Consider the following 14,810-nt stretch of genomic DNA (forward strand, 5'->3'; position numbering starts at 1 on the left):
ATGCAGGGTCGGACGGAAGTGTCACGCCCCCCCGATCCTGTTCAGGCTGTGTGAGCAGACTTGCCTGCGAAAACGGTATGTCAGGCGCAACCGATCACTTGGCCTGAGGCGGCAAGTCATTGGCGATCATTTCGCCAAATGGCCCGGTCAGGTTGGTGATCCCGCGACCGGCCAGGCTCGCGTAGGGCTCGGGCAGCAGCGGAAACACCAACTCGGCGAAGCGGTAGGCTTCTTCGAGGTGCGGGTAGCCGGAGAAGATGAAGCTCTCGATCCCCAGGTCCGCATATTCTTTGATCCGTGCCGCGACCTCTTGCGGGTTGCCCACCAGCGCGGTGCCAGCCCCCCCACGAACCAGGCCGACACCGGCCCACAGATTTGGTGCGATTTCCAGATTATCGCGACGCCCGTCGTGCAGCGCTGCCATGCGTCGCTGGCCCTCGGAGTCGAAGCGCGAGAACGACTTCTGCGCGGCCGCGATGGTTTCGTCGCTGATGTGCTCGATCAGGGTATCGGCGGCTTTCCAAGCCTCTTCGCTGGTTTCACGCACAATCACATGCAGACGAATACCGAAACGCACGGTGCGTCCTTTGCGTGCGGCACGTTCGCGAACGTCAGCGATCTTCTCGGCGACGGCGGCTGGCGGCTCACCCCAGGTCAGGTACACATCCACCTGCTCGGCGGCCAGTTCGTGAGCAGCCTCGGAAGATCCCCCGAAGTACAGCGGTGGATAGGGTTTCTGAATCGGTGGGTATAGCGCTTTGGCGTTCTGCACGCGCAAATGCTTGCCTTCAAAATCCACGGCTTCGCCTTGCAGCACGCGACGCCAGATGTGCAGAAACTCGTCGGTGACTTCGTAGCGCTCGCTGTGATCGAGATAGATACCGTCGCCACGGTTTTCATCCGGGTCGCCGCCGGTCACCACGTTAATCAACAGTCGGCCACCGGACAGTCGATCCAGGGTTGCCGCCATCCGCGCGGACACGGTCGGCGAGATAATGCCGGGACGGATGGCCACTAGATACTTCAGGCGCTCGGTCAATGGCACCAGCGCCGAGGCGATGACCCAGGAGTCTTCGCAAGAGCGGCCAGTGGGGATCAGCACCCCGTGATAACCCAAGTCATCCGCTGCCTGGGCCACTTGTTTGAGGTAATTCAAGGTGACGGGGCGGGCGCCTTTGGTGGTGCCCAGGTAATGGCCGTCGCCGTGAGTAGGGAGGAACCAGAAAACATCCATGACAAATCCTTCAAACAATGTGCAGCCAATTTTTTATAGACGCCGAACAGCAGTACGGCGCGTTATGCAGTAGGGCAAAAAAGCGGTGTCTCAGTCGGTAATGAAGTTCACGGGCTCAGAGCAAGAGCTGTATCAACGAGCCCCCCGTATTCACACCTTGGGCAGCGCTGGCTAGCGTCAGTCACCTGTTCACCGGCAACGCTTTTGTTGAATGACTGTTGCCGGGCAAACAGTTGCTGGGCCAACACTGCATTGAGTCAGTGCTAGTTATAAAGCTTATGAGTTATTCCTCAAAAGAACCTAATTTCATATTTTTATAACTTTAATATATATGTATGAGTCCTATGCTCGGGCGCTGCAGGCTTGCAGTGCTACGCGAGGCTGCGAGGCCCGACACACTCAAGGCGCCATCATGGGCGCGCACGTAGACGCATCAATGGCGAGCAGTGATGGCATGGGGCATGGTTCGTGTTTGATCGCCGAAAAAGGTACTTCAGTACCGAGAGTCGCCAAGCAGCGGTTCTGGAAAAACTAAATCATGTGATAGTTTTCGCCGTCCAATAGAAACCCCCAAAGGACGACCGGATGCACTCGAATGGAAAATTCTGCGCACCGTTTCTCTTTCTTGTCTGTGCGGCTTTGTTCGGCACCTCAGCAGCTGCGGATACGGAAAAGTCGGATATTGACAACCTCGTGCAAGACGCCGCCCAGGCGATCATGCAGCAGTACAAGATTCCCGGCCTGGCTATTGCAGTTACCGCTAATGGTAAACAAAGCTTCTACAACTACGGGGTGGCCTCCAGGGAAACCGGGCGAAAGGTCACCCGCAATACGCTGTTCGAGATCGGATCGATCAGCAAAACGTTCACGGCGACCCTGGCCACTTACGCTCAGGTCAACGGTCGGCTTGCACTCAGTGACAACCCCGGCAAATACCTGCCGCAGCTCCAGGGCAGCCAGTTGGACAAGGTGACGCTGATCAACTTGGGGACTCATACGGCGGGAGGGTTTCCCCTTCAGATTCCTGATGACGTCCAGAACAACGAGCAGTTAATGGACTACTTCAGGTCTTGGCAGCCCCTTTTCGCCCCTGGCACCTACAGGACTTACGCCAATCCCAGTATCGGCTTGCTTGGGATGATCGCTGCCAAGAGCATGAACATTCCTTTCGATGAGGCTCTTGAGGCCCAGCTTTTCCCGAAACTTGGCATGCACGGCAGCTACATCAATGTGCCTTCAAGCAATATGCCGCTCTATGCACAGGGCTATAACAAACAGGACGCTCCAGTCAGGCTTAGCCCAGGAGTGCTTGCAGCCGAAGCCTACGGAGTGAAAACCAGCGTCCAGGACTTGATTCGCTTCGTCGAGGTTAACCTGAACCTTACCCAGACAGATGCCACGCTTAAGCGCGCAATCGCCGATACCCATATAGGTTACTTCCAGCTTGGTCCGATGACCCAGGACCTTATATGGGAACAATATGGGTACCCGGTTAGCCTCGATACGCTACTGGAAGGCAACTCTGACAAGATGGCTTATGAGCGTCAGGCGGCCACCAAGCTGACCCCGCCCCAGCCCCCGCAACAGGCGGTCTGGGTGAACAAGACGGGCTCAACCCGCGGGTTTGGAGCCTACGCTGCCTTCATCCCTGAGAAGAAGCTCGGCATTGTGATCCTGGCCAACAAGAATTATCCCAACGAGCCTCGGGTTCGTTTGGCGTATCAAATCCTGAGCAAATTGGATTGCTGCTCGCGAGCAGAGCACTGAGGCATCTACCTGGGCCTACCACGGACGTTTTTCGTGCAGGCGAGTGTGGGGTTTTAAACCTCAGCAGCTGATTTACGGATATCCTCGGCCTCATCGCGAAGCCGAGAGCCGCACCCCATGCGCCACAAAAACCTCACCCGTCGTCTTGACTTGATTACCCTGCAATTGTTTGTCGCCGTGCACGAAGAAGGCACGTTGACTCGGGCGGCTGCGCGGGAGGCGATTGCGGTGTCGGCAGCCAGTAAGCGTTTGATGGAGTTGGAGAATGCACTGGGCATTGGCCTGTTCATGCGTAACGCTAAAGGCATGGCATTGACCGCAGCGGGGGAAACGCTGTTGCACCATGCGCGGCGGATGCTGTTCGATGTGGAAAAAATCGGCCTGGAACTAGGCGAACATATTCAGGGCGTACGCGGTTATGTGCGGATGCTGGCGAACCTGTCGGCGATCATCCAGTTTCTGCCGGAAGACCTGCACGACTTCGTCTCCAGCCATGAGCAAGTGAAAATCGACCTCGAAGAACGCCCCAGCAATGGCGTGGTGCAGGGCATCATTGATGGCGTGGCGGACATCGGCATTTGTTCGATGGACACCGACACCCAAAGCCTGTTCAGCGTGCCTTATCGCCAGGATACGCTGGCGGTCGTGATGCGCAGCGACCATCCCTTGGCCGATCGTGATCACGTGGCCTTTGCCGATACCCTGGACTATGACTATGTCGGTCTGCATGCGGCCAGTTCGATCAACATGCGCACCCACGCAGCGGCTCGTGCCTGCGGGCGGATCGTGCGCCTGCGGATTCATGTCCCAGGTTTCGATGCGGTGTGCCGGATGGTGCAGGCCAATATGGGCATCGGCATCCTGCCGCAAAAGGCGTATGAACTGTTCGGTCGCTCGCTCGGGTTGACGGCGGTGGCGTTGAGCGATGATTGGTCCGAACGCACCTTGTTGCTGGTAGCCCGCGACCAGGCATCGTTGTCACCGGTCAGCTGTTTGTTGTTCGAACACTTGCGCCGCCTGGAAAATCCCGCGAACTAGACACACCACCTCAAGCGTTCGCGTTTCGCGAACGACGCTTGCCAACAGAAGGTTGGATTCTTCAGTGCCTGGTCCTCTAGCCTTGGCTCACGTTACAAGGCTTACATTCCAATAAAAAAATATGAGGCACTGAAGATGACGGCTCCCCTGAGTGGAATCCGCGTTATCGAGATTGGAACACTGATCGCGGCACCCTTCGCGGCGCGTCTGATGGCGGAGTTCGGCGCTGAAGTGATCAAGATCGAATCGATGGGGCAGGGCGATCCTCTTCGTAAATGGCGAAAACTCCACGAGGGCACCTCCCTGTGGTGGTACCTCCAATCACGCAACAAAAAATCCCTTGCACTGAATCTCAAATCTCCCGAAGGCATCGCCATCGTCAAGCAGCTCGCTGAAAGCACCGACGTGCTGATCGAGAACTTGCGCCCCGGCGCCCTGGAAAAACTGGGTCTGGGCTGGGACGTTTTGCATGCGCTGAACCCCAAGCTGACCCTGGTGCGCATCTCAGGCTACGGCCAGACCGGTCCCTATCGTGACCGTCCCGGTTTTGGCGCCATCGGCGAAGCCATGGGAGGTATTCGTTACACCACCGGCACGCCTGGTTCACCGCCAGCGCGGGTCGGCGTCAGCCTGGGTGATTCGCTGGCATCGATGCACGCGGTGATGGGCGCACTGATGTCGTTGCTGCGGGTGAAGACCGGGCAGGGCGAAGGTCAGGTTGTCGATGTGTCGCTGGTCGAAAGCGTGTTCAACGTCATGGAAAGTCTGGTACCGGAATACGCCATGCAAGGCCATATACGTGAGCGCAGCGGCGGCGCCTTGCCAGGCATCGCACCTTCCAACACCTACCCGACTGCCGACGGCGCCTACGTGGTGATTGCGGGCAATAGCGACCCGATTTACAAGCGACTGATGCAGGTCATCGGCCGCCCCGACTTGGGCGAAAACCCCGAATTGACGCATAACGATGGTCGGGCGCTGCAGAGCGCGATGCTCGATGAAGCGATCAGCACCTGGACCTTGAGCCAGCCCATCGACACCGTGTTGCAGGCCCTGGAAACGGCTGAGGTGCCGGCCGGGCGCATCTACTCAGTGGCTGACATCGTTGCCGATCCGCACTATCAGGCACGCGACATGATTCTCGACGCCGAGTTGCCGGGCGGGGCTGCGGTGAAGATGCCGGGCATCGTGCCCAAACTTTCCGAGACACCGGGCTCAATCAATTGGCAGGGGCCAAGCCTGGGCCAGCACACCTCCAGCGTACTCAGCGAACTGGGCATGACCGAGCAGGATATCGCCCGACTCAAACACGATGGAGTGGTCCAATGATTACTGACTATTCCGACAGCCTGATCGTCCAGGAGGTCGCGCCGCGAGACGGCCTGCAAATCGAGCCCAAGTGGGTAGAAACTGCCGACAAGATCGCCTTGATCGATCAATTGTCACTGGCCGGGTTTTCCCGTATCGAAGCAGGCTCCTTCGTCTCCCCCAAAGCCATCCCAGCGTTACGCGACGGTGAAGCGGTGTTTCTGGGCATCCAGCGTCAGCCTGGCGTGACCTACGTTGCGCTGGTGCCCAACCTCAAAGGTGCGCAGCGCGCCCTCAGCGCGGGTGCCGATGAGCTGAACCTGGTGATGTCCGCCAGCCAGACCCATAACCTGGCAAACATGCGCATGCGCTGCGAGCAATCGCTTACGGCATTTGCCGATGTGGTGGCACTGGCTCGCGGCACGTCGCTGGGCCTGAATGCCTCCATTGCCACCGCCTTCGGTTGCCCCTTCGAAGGCGTGACCAGCGAAGACCGGGTGATGCAGATCGTCGATGCTTATCTGGAGTTGGGCATGCAGGGCATCACCCTGGCCGACACAACAGGCATGGCCAATCCACGTCAGGTCTATCGTCTGGTACAACGCGTATTGACGCAGGTTCCGGCGTCAATGCTGACGCTGCACTTCCACAACACCCGAGGTCTGGGCCTGAGCAATGTGTTGGCTGCATACGAGGCTGGCGCACGGCGCTTCGATGCCTCCCTTGGGGGGCTGGGAGGTTGTCCGTTCGCCCCTGGCGCCTCCGGCAACATCTGCACCGAAGACCTGGTGAACCTGTGCGAGGAAATGGGTATTCACACCGGTACCGATCTGCCTCATTTGCTGGAGATGTCTCGCCGTCTGCCTGCGCTGTTGGGTCATGAAATGCCCGGTCAGGTAGCCAAGGCCGGTCGCAACTGCGACCTGCATTCCGCGCCGGAGAATATGCCCGTTTGATCCTGTTTCACCCCTTAGCGTGACCAAGGGGGCACACGCCCCCGGACCAGACAACAAAAACAATCGGACACCCACGGGAAGTCCGTCTGGAGAAAATGAAATGACAATCTCTGTTCTGAACGCGGACAGCAGTCCTGCCGAGATCGTGAGCGCGGAAAAGGCCCTGATCAGTAAAGTCGCCTGGCGCCTGATGCCATTGATCATGGTCTGCTACCTGTTCGCCTTCTTCGACCGCATCAACATCAGCTTCGCCAAATTCCAGCTACAGACTGACCTGAGCCTGAGCGACACCGCTTATGGTCTCGGCGCGGGGCTGTTCGTGGTCGGTTACGTGCTGTTCGAAGTGCCCAGCAACATGATGCTGTACAAGGTCGGCGCACGGCGCTGGATCGCCCGGATCATGATGTCCTGGGGTGTGGCGACGGCGCTGATGGTCTTCGTCAATACTGAATGGCAGTTCTACGGTTTGCGCTTCATCATTGGCGCGATGGAAGCGGGCTTCGCGCCGGGCGTGCTGTATTACCTGACGTTGTGGTTCCCACAGCACTATCGCGGGCGGATCACCTCGATGCTGTTCCTGGCCTCGGCCTTCGCCGGTCTGATTGGCGCGCCGCTCTCGGGCCTGGTCCTCGGTCATCTTGATGGCGTGATGAACATGCGCGGCTGGCACTGGCTGTTCCTGCTGGGCGGTTTACCCTGTGTGCTGCTGGGCCTGTTGGTGTTGGTTGTCCTCAAGGACAAGATCGCCGATGCGCATTGGCTGACGGGCCAGGAAAAGACCTATTTGGCCAGCCGCGTCGCCCACCACGAACCCCACAAAGGCGGCGGCTCCTTGCTGGCGGCATTGAAGCTGCCAGGCTTCTTGATGCTCGGGCTGATTTACTTCTTGATTCAAGTGGCGTCCTATGGCCTCAACTTCTGGGCCCCGCAGTTGATTCGCAGCGCTGGCACTGAAAGCCCGGTGATCATCGGTTTGCTTACGGCTATCCCGTATATCTGTGGCGCCATCAGCATGGTGGTAGTTGGGCGGATGTCCGATGCCAGCGGCGAACGGCGCAAATACGTGGCCGGTTTGGTGGTGCTGGGAGCGATCGGTTTCTTTAGCGCCGGGATATTCGCCGAGCACACGTTGTTTCTTATCATCTCCCTGAGTTTGCTGGGTGCAGGCATCGTCGCCTCAATCCCTGCCTTCTGGGCCCTGCCACCAAAACTGCTGGCCGGTGCTGGCGCAGGTGCAGCCGGCGGTATTGCGGTAATCAATACCCTCGGGCAGTTCGGCGGTATCGTCAGCCCGATCATGGTCGGCCGAATCAAAGACCTGACCGGCAGCACCACCCCAGCGCTGTACGTGATCGGCATCGCCAGCCTGATTGCCGCCGGGCTGCTGCTTTGGGCTTTGCCGGCCAAACTGCGGACGCTTGACAAGACCGATCAGTGATTGCCAATCGACCAAGGCTCCTGCCTTGGTCGGCCTCATCGCAGCCTTCACTCGTCGCCTCCCCGAAACTTTGTCTCGACGCTCCTGCCATTTCTATAACACGACAGCGCAGGGAGTCAGGTGATGGCACGAGCAATCTGGAAGGGTGCGATCGGTTTCGGGCTGGTGCATATCCCGGTCGCGTTGAAGCGCAGTATGGAACCGGTCGGTTACAAGCGGATCAACAAGGTCACCGGCAAGGAAATGACCCCGGAAAATATCGTCAAGGATATGAGCGTCGATTGGCAGCCCGATGAGTACCGTGACACCTTCGAAGAAAAGATCATGCAACTGGTCGAGACCAAGGGCCGCGAAGGAAAAATCGAGGATGTCGAAACCAGTGTCGGCGAACTGGAGCGCAAAAGCGCCGATGTCATTGACCTCACCGAGTTGCTCAAGCGCAGCCTGAGCAGCAAAAGCCCGGCCAAAGGACGGGCACCTGCCCGAAAGAAAACCAGCAAAGCCTCTTGAGGTCTCTTTAAGCAAATCTCCACCTGCTCCGATCCAGCGCAAGGTAATCGATCATGGCCAAGCCATTGAGTGAGTACGCTCGCAAACGCAATTTCGACATCACTTCCGAGCCGTCGAAGCTTGCTGATCGAAAGCAGACCTCGCGCGGGGCCAAGTCATTGAGTTTTGTGGTGCAAAAGCACGAAGCGCGCGACCTGCAGAGGAGTACGACCTCGTCGAGGCGCTACCGAAGAGCGTGATCAGTGGCGCGACTGTGGGTGAGACACGCACTGTGGATACAACCAAAAAAGCCAAAACGTCCTTCCACGTTCCTGACACGCTGGCGCCTCAGTTGGCAACGCTGGTCGATAGACCGCCGAGTGGCGAATGGCTGTATGAAATCAAATTCGACGGCTACCGGATCCTGACCCATTTCAGCGCTGGACAGGTGCGCCTGCTCCGCCGCAACGGCAACGACTGGACTGAGCGATTACCACTGCAAGCCAAGGCTCTGGCAGCCCTTACGTGTCCAAACGCAGCCCGGACTGGATCAAACTCAAGTGTCGTTTACGTCAGGCGGCATTTATCGCCCTGCGTAGCGACAAGCCAGCGGGTGACGTGGTCCGCGAGCATCTTCTCTCTGCACGCACTCGAAGCTTACGATGCCTTGAAGAGTTAGCTTCTGTCTTGAACGGTCAGGAAATGCCTTGCTGGCTGGTAGGCACATTGGTATGTCTTGCCAGCCAGCGGTTTCTGTTCGGATCGCTGCTATTCGCTGCAGGCCATTTGCCATACCATCGGTCCATTCAATGGAAAGAGAGGGTACGTACGTGAGCAGTTTCCTGGACAAAATCAAGAACAAGATCAATGAGGCCTCTCCTGATCTGCTCGCTCGCACATCCGAGTTGATGGAGAAAGGCAAGAAGGTCGCTGTTGAAATGGCTGACAAGGCCGCTCCCGTGATCAAGCAGGCGTCTGCGAAAGCCAGCGCTTATGCCCAAGAAAAATCTCCGATCATTAAGGCGCAGGCGATCAAAGCGCTCGAAGAAGCCAAGGTTCAGCGTGCGGTTCTGCAAGAGAAAGCCCGAAACGACAAGGTGGCCCACGCCGAGTACGTAAGGACCATGTACTTGATGACCCTTACCCCGCGGTCGCTGGCGTTCATCGACGAGAAATTCAACCATTACGGTCGCTCGCTGAACTTCATGTGCATCACGGGTGAAGTACTGGCGTCTGACAAGCGTTCTGAGGTGAGGATGTCTGCCAGCCATTCGCTCAGTAGCACAGGTGGCGGGTTTCTTTGGCAAGGCACCGGCTCGGTGAGCATGAATGTGTCCAGCCACTCCTTCGTCAACGCCACAACCAACACGGCCCATGAGTTCTGGATCCGACTGCCGGACGGGGTCGAAAAGCCGATCTATCTGTTTGACAGCAACATCCCCATGCGCAAGGGACAGGTTGTTTCGCTGATCTTCTGCAACGCTGACGACAGCCCCAACGGGATGCTGGTGGCACTGGTCAACCATAATGCCAAAGCGATGTGGAAGGTCCTGGGTCCGGCCGAGATCAATCAGCGTTATAAGCTCTACACCAAAGAGCCAGGCTTGTTTAATGGTCGGGAAGTTCGCGAGACGACCGCGCGACTGCTCAACGAACTGGATATCCGCTTGAGCCAGTTGGGTGAGTGGGCCAGTCGCTTCGAAGCGCCCTCGAGTGAAGCCGATTCGGCCCTGCTCGGTCACTGAGCCCTGTCGTGGGCGCGCTACGCGATCATCGAACGTTGCAATTAGAGGATGCGGTACAACAAACGCTCTATGCGAACCCGGCTGACCCGACGCAGAAACGTGCGCACGGCGACCGGGTATTCGCTCAGCGTGTCCAGTTCGTCGTACTTGCCGACCCGCAAGGTATTACGCATCAGTTGAGTGACTTCCACATCACGGCGTGCAGTCCACTCGGACTTTGGATCGTCGATCAGCAGAGCATTTTCCAGGTCCAGCTGGAAGGCTCGCGGATTGAGGTTGTTGCCCGTCAGTAAGGTGTAGCGCTGGTCGGCCCAGAGTCCTTTCAGGTGGAATGTGTTGTCGCCGTCTTTCCACAGGTGCAGATTCAACTGGTCCTTGGCGATGGCCTGCTGATGCTTTTGTGCGAAGCGGCGCAAGCTGATTTCGTAGAGATAAGGCAGTGCGGCAATGACTTTAAAGGGCTCGTCGGCCGGGATGAAAAAGTCATTGGCGGTCTTGTCGCCGATGATGATATCGATGGTCACGCCGCGCTTGAGGGCGCGATTGATTTCCCGCGTCACGGTCACCGGCAGATTGAAATACGGCGTGCACAGCGTCAGTTGTGTCTGACTGGCCGCGATCAACTCGCAAATAGTGCGACTCAGCGGGTTCTTGTTGCCCACACCCAGCAGGGGAATGACACGCAGGCCACCGGTTTCATCGCTGCCGTCCGATGTGTCGTATGACGTGCGTTTGAGATGGCTCCTGAAGGCTCGGATTTCACCCCGCAAACTGCGAGAGGTGGGAGGCGCGGGCAGGTCCAGGCGGTGCACGGCTTTGGATGTGAGTACATCGTTGCGCACCAAGTGTTGCATCGAGTCGGCCAGTGCCTTGTTCTGCAACAGGTGATAGCGATCAAGGCGGTACTTGTCGAACTTGTGCAGGTAGACGTTATTGATGCTGGCGCCACTGTAGATCACGCAGTCATCGATCACGATTCCCTTGAGGTGCAGCACCCCGAACAGTTCGCGGGTCTGCACAGGCACTCCATACACCGGCACTTCAACGTCATGCTCCAGGTTCTGCGCCTGATACCACGCGGAGTTACCGGGCTGCTTGCCGGCACCGATCAACCCTCGTTGTGCGCGAAACCAATCCACCAACACCACGACATCCAGTGTCGGCCGCGCTGCTTTGGCGGCGTACAAGGCGTCGAGGATTTCCTGACCGGCTTCATCCTGTTGCAGGTACAGGGCAACCACATAGATTCGCTGAGTCGCAGCAGCGATTTTCTCCAGCAGGCAGCGTCGGTAGTCGGTGGCGTGGGGCAACATCGTGATTGCATCGGCTGCCAAGGCAAAACCACGAAGCGTGGGCAGGATGGAACGTCTGAAAGTGGAGCGCATAAGCCTCTCGAAGCGTTAGCCAGATAGCACGGGAGCTTACACCAGAGTGTCAGTGAGAGGGTTTGCTCTTTGCCTCGCTGCACAAAGTTGACCGGTATGGCAGTTGAAACACGCCAAAGACCATGAGTTGGGCGCGGCCCAGACCGAACAGCTTCATCATCTCTTGGTGCAGCACGTCGTTGAAACTGAACAATGACAGGGTTTGTTTTTTTATAATCGCGCGGGGGCATGGTGCCTGACCTTTTTGGCGAGCACGCCGGAAAACGCTAATAGTGCTGATCGCGAATACTTCTACTATCACCAACCATATGAAAATATGGGGCCGCACGTTCAGCTGGATGTTTAATCCCGTCCCGATGCGTTCTGTATCCGGACAAGAGGGTGATGGCTATTTGATAGCTCTCTGATAAGCTTCAGATCGTGAGCCAGGAGGTTAGCTGAATGACGCTACTCGTCGGTTCGCACCCTCAACAGAAGTGGATGCCATGGATGTGTGATTGCCTGTGGATCGATTGCCCGAACAGCCATCCTGTCTCATTCCCCGCCCTTATCGAGCGGTAGGGCAGAGGAGCCTCGACCCCATGCAAGACCCCGGAGGAAAAGGACTTTCACTCACGAAGCGGCTGTACAAGTCGCGCACGCTGGGAATGATCCTCGGGTTTTTCTGCGTTGCCGCCGTCGTCTACCCACTGCACAAGTCTGGCTGGGTATGGGGGCTGATGGTCCTTACCGGATTTGTCTGGCCGCATCTGGCCTTTCAATGGGCTCGCGTATCGACGGTTCCATTCCAGGCTGAGCAGCGCAATCTACTGATTGATTCATGTCTAGGCGGCCTCTGGGTGGGGGCCATGCAATTCAACCTGCTGCCCAGCGTCATCGCTCTTTCAATGATGTCCATGAACAATATGGCCATCGCGGGGCCGCGTTTTCTGCTGGGAGGCTGGCTGGCACAAGCGTTGGGTATTGCGGTCTCCCTGCTGATTTTTTCCCCGGTATTTACGCCCGAAACCACAGTTTTCCAGATGTATGCCTGTGTACCTTTGCTCGCTATCTACCCGTTGGCGCTTGGCTGGGTTGCGTACAAACAGACTCATCTGCTGAAAAACCACAAGCGCGAATTGCTGACCCTCAGTCGTACCGACAGCTTGTCGGGCCTGTTGAACCATGGCTCGTGGAAGGATCATCTGGACCTTGAGTTCCAGTCCTGCAGCAATACGCAGCAGAGTGGCACCATCGCCCTGATCGACATCGATCACTTCAAAGTGATCAACGATACCTATGGCCATGTGGTGGGGGACCATGTGCTCCGGCAATTGAGCACGGTACTCAAACAAAACCTGAGGGCCTCGGATCTGGCAGGGCGGTATGGCGGCGATGAGTTTTGCGTGATCTTGCCTGATACCCCGATCGTGGTCGCGGCCGAGATTATGGACCGCCTGCGCGATACCTTCGGCTCCATCCGTTACGAACGGGAACCGGCGATGAGGGTCAGCCTTAGCATTGGACTGGCCGCCTACAGCCCTGCCCATCTGGATGCGACCAGTTGGCTAAGTGACTCCGACAAGGCGCTGTATGGGGCTAAAAGCACGGGGCGTGACCGGGTCGGTTGTTTGATTGACGGGGCATTTCATCAGGTCGTGCGTGATCCCGCTTGAGTGCGGGGTCGCAGTAAACATGCTGTTCAGCAAGGACTCGTTAGCGCTTGCCTTGAGCCGATAACGGAGCCTTGCCTTCAGCACGGGTGAAATGCGCTCAATACCCGCTTCGACGAAGAAGGGTGTCGAGGCTTTCTGAAGACGGACGGCCATAGAACGTCAGCAGTTGTGCCGCGCGGTTGGTGAAGAAACCGTCGACTCCGCGGGCGCTGAGTGCTTTGAAATCCACCTCGTCATCGACGGTGTAGGGATGGATTATCAGGCCTTTGTCATGGGCCATACGGTTCATCCATGGCTTGACCAAGTCCACATAACTTTGATCGCCACCGTCTTTGAGCGCTGATGAAGGCCCAATGCCGATTGCTCCGTGAGCTTTGGCCCACTCAATCCACCCGGCGAACTCCGCTTCGGACTTCACGTCCTGTCCGGCATAAAAGCTGGCCTTGTCTTTGGCGCCAGAGGTCTTGAACGTGGCGTCCGAACTGGCCTGGATATAGCCATCCCCTAACCACAACAACAGCACTTTTGGCACCTGTGGCATGCTTTTTTGCAGCAGTTCGAGGCTTGGTTTTTCGAAGGTCTGCAAGACCACGCGACCAGGCATGTGCGCGACATTCACCCGGCCCTGGGCGGCTTCGGGTCGTTGATCGAGCCAGCCGCGTTTGGCCAGGACATTTTTAAGGTCTTCTTCTATGCCGGGAAACTGGGCGGGAACCTTGGTCTCGATATACAGCCCCGGTTTGTTCTCACCGCCCTCGGCGATATCGATGACTTCGTCCAGGGTCAGAATTTTTAAACCGACATAACTGCTGCGGGCTCTGGCGGGGAAGGCGGTATTGAACCAGGAACCAGCGTCCAGCTGTTTGAGCTCCGCCAGCGTGAAGCTGCTCACAGGTTGCGTGATCCGGTCCGGGTAGACCTGCGCGATGTTGGTAGTGCGTCGGAGGGTATCGTCATGCAGGGCGATCAGAACTCCGTCCTTGGTGCGCTGAATATCCATTTCCAGATAATCAGCCCCCAGCTCTCGAGCCAGCATATAAGCGGGAATGGTTTCCTCTGGCGCATCAAACGACGCGCCCCGGTGCGCAATGACGGCAGGCCAGGGCACCCCGATTTTGGCGGCGAGTGTCTTGCTCGGCGGTTCAATCGCGAGCGTGGACTCACTCATCAGCAGCGCGCTCGCCAACAGTGTCATGAGCCCGACCGCTCGTGGAATACCTTTCAACATGTTTGATTTTCCTTTTCTGCACGGATCATTCACGCCCGTCTTGATCGCCATGCAGGCCCCGATAAATCGAGGCCTCCCAAGTCTCAAGCATTAACAGCAACCATCAGCGAGAGCAATCAAGCTGTCGTTGCTGCACTGTAGCAAGTCGTCGATGACGAAATGGTGAGTGAGCCGTCGGTCACTTTTGCAACGATTCGGCCCGTTTCAGGTATTCCAGGAACCGACAGGTCACGGTTAAAATGGCGCCAATTTTTAGTGAGGAATCATCCAGGCATGGAGATGACGGTAAAGACTTTTTTGGAACTCAACATAGCGAAGCGAGAGCCTGGCGTATTCTTTTCGAGCTGTATCCGTAGCTTCACTGATACCGAACTGCTCTACGAAATAGACGTTGATCAGAACTTGGAGACAGTGGATGTCGGGCTGTACTCGATGCATGACAAGTACGTGTGGTCACAGAAGCGTGTTTATTTCATCTATGACGAAGACGGCAAACAGTTCCTTCGCTCAGTCCCCCGGAACCAGATCTGACACTCATCGAATCATCTGGTTTTTTTGACCTGACAT

At 57.3% G+C, this 14,810-nt stretch carries 12 protein-coding genes and 1 pseudogene; 10 read left to right on the forward strand and 3 right to left on the reverse strand.

Annotated elements, in window-relative coordinates; all coding sequences use genetic code 11:
• Nucleotides 1-94 precede the first annotated feature (94 nt).
• Entirely contained in the window at nucleotides 95-1,234 is a 1,140-nt protein-coding gene (gene ssuD, locus RHM55_RS22240; RefSeq protein ID WP_322178354.1) for an FMNH2-dependent alkanesulfonate monooxygenase, read from the reverse strand.
• 585 nt (nucleotides 1,235-1,819) lie between these two features.
• On the opposite strand from ssuD, the gene ampC reads away from it, so the two are divergent.
• The 9 genes and pseudogenes from ampC (at nucleotide 1,820) to RHM55_RS22280 (ending at nucleotide 9,975) form a co-directional block, all read left to right on the forward strand.
• On the forward strand, nucleotides 1,820-3,001 hold the full coding sequence (gene ampC / locus RHM55_RS22245) for a class C beta-lactamase (protein ID WP_322178355.1): 1,182 nt from the start codon (nucleotides 1,820-1,822) through the stop codon (nucleotides 2,999-3,001).
• Nucleotides 3,002-3,118: 117 nt separating this feature from the next.
• A complete protein-coding gene (locus tag RHM55_RS22250; protein WP_322178356.1) occupies nucleotides 3,119-4,039 on the forward strand; it encodes a LysR family transcriptional regulator in 921 nt (306 codons plus the stop codon).
• Between the two features lie 135 nt (nucleotides 4,040-4,174).
• The gene (locus RHM55_RS22255; protein WP_322178357.1) at nucleotides 4,175-5,368 is read left to right on the forward strand and encodes a CaiB/BaiF CoA-transferase family protein; all 1,194 of its coding nucleotides are present in this window, start codon (nucleotides 4,175-4,177) and stop codon (nucleotides 5,366-5,368) included.
• Nucleotides 5,365-6,303, forward strand: a complete 939-nt coding sequence (locus RHM55_RS22260; RefSeq protein WP_322178358.1) for a hydroxymethylglutaryl-CoA lyase — start codon at nucleotides 5,365-5,367, stop codon at nucleotides 6,301-6,303. Before RHM55_RS22255 ends, RHM55_RS22260 begins: the two co-directional genes overlap by 4 nt.
• Nucleotides 6,304-6,403: 100 nt before the next feature.
• Nucleotides 6,404-7,741, forward strand: a complete 1,338-nt coding sequence (locus RHM55_RS22265; RefSeq protein WP_322178359.1) for an MFS transporter — start codon at nucleotides 6,404-6,406, stop codon at nucleotides 7,739-7,741.
• Between the two features lie 123 nt (nucleotides 7,742-7,864).
• The gene (locus RHM55_RS22270) at nucleotides 7,865-8,251 is read left to right on the forward strand and encodes a hypothetical protein (RefSeq protein WP_322178360.1); all 387 of its coding nucleotides are present in this window, start codon (nucleotides 7,865-7,867) and stop codon (nucleotides 8,249-8,251) included.
• A gap of 53 nt (nucleotides 8,252-8,304) precedes the next feature.
• The gene (locus tag RHM55_RS26050; RefSeq protein WP_416151989.1) at nucleotides 8,305-8,490 is read left to right on the forward strand and encodes a hypothetical protein; all 186 of its coding nucleotides are present in this window, start codon (nucleotides 8,305-8,307) and stop codon (nucleotides 8,488-8,490) included.
• 68 nt (nucleotides 8,491-8,558) lie between these two features.
• Nucleotides 8,559-8,753 (forward strand): annotated as a pseudogene (locus tag RHM55_RS26055) (hypothetical protein); the annotation flags it as partial.
• Nucleotides 8,754-9,060: 307 nt separating this feature from the next.
• On the forward strand, nucleotides 9,061-9,975 hold the full coding sequence (locus tag RHM55_RS22280) for a hypothetical protein (protein WP_322178361.1): 915 nt from the start codon (nucleotides 9,061-9,063) through the stop codon (nucleotides 9,973-9,975).
• Nucleotides 9,976-10,016: 41 nt separating this feature from the next.
• On the opposite strand, the gene pssA is transcribed toward RHM55_RS22280, so the two are convergent.
• Nucleotides 10,017-11,360 carry a CDP-diacylglycerol--serine O-phosphatidyltransferase gene (gene pssA, locus RHM55_RS22285; RefSeq protein ID WP_322178362.1) on the reverse strand — a complete coding sequence of 448 codons (1,344 nt, stop codon included), beginning with the start codon at nucleotides 11,358-11,360 and terminating at the stop codon, nucleotides 10,017-10,019.
• A 581-nt stretch (nucleotides 11,361-11,941) separates the two neighbouring features.
• On the opposite strand from pssA, the gene RHM55_RS22290 reads away from it, so the two are divergent.
• Complete coding sequence (locus RHM55_RS22290) at nucleotides 11,942-13,015, forward strand: diguanylate cyclase (protein WP_322178363.1); 1,074 nt, start codon at nucleotides 11,942-11,944, stop codon at nucleotides 13,013-13,015.
• A 97-nt stretch (nucleotides 13,016-13,112) separates the two neighbouring features.
• On the opposite strand, the gene RHM55_RS22295 is transcribed toward RHM55_RS22290, so the two are convergent.
• Nucleotides 13,113-14,210, reverse strand: a complete 1,098-nt coding sequence (locus RHM55_RS22295; RefSeq protein ID WP_407074576.1) for a glycerophosphodiester phosphodiesterase — start codon at nucleotides 14,208-14,210, stop codon at nucleotides 13,113-13,115.
• Nucleotides 14,211-14,810 lie beyond the last annotated feature (600 nt).

Origin of the sequence: Pseudomonas sp. MH9.2, from assembly GCF_034353875.1 — a bacterium.
Classification (GTDB): Bacteria; Pseudomonadota; Gammaproteobacteria; order Pseudomonadales; family Pseudomonadaceae; genus Aquipseudomonas.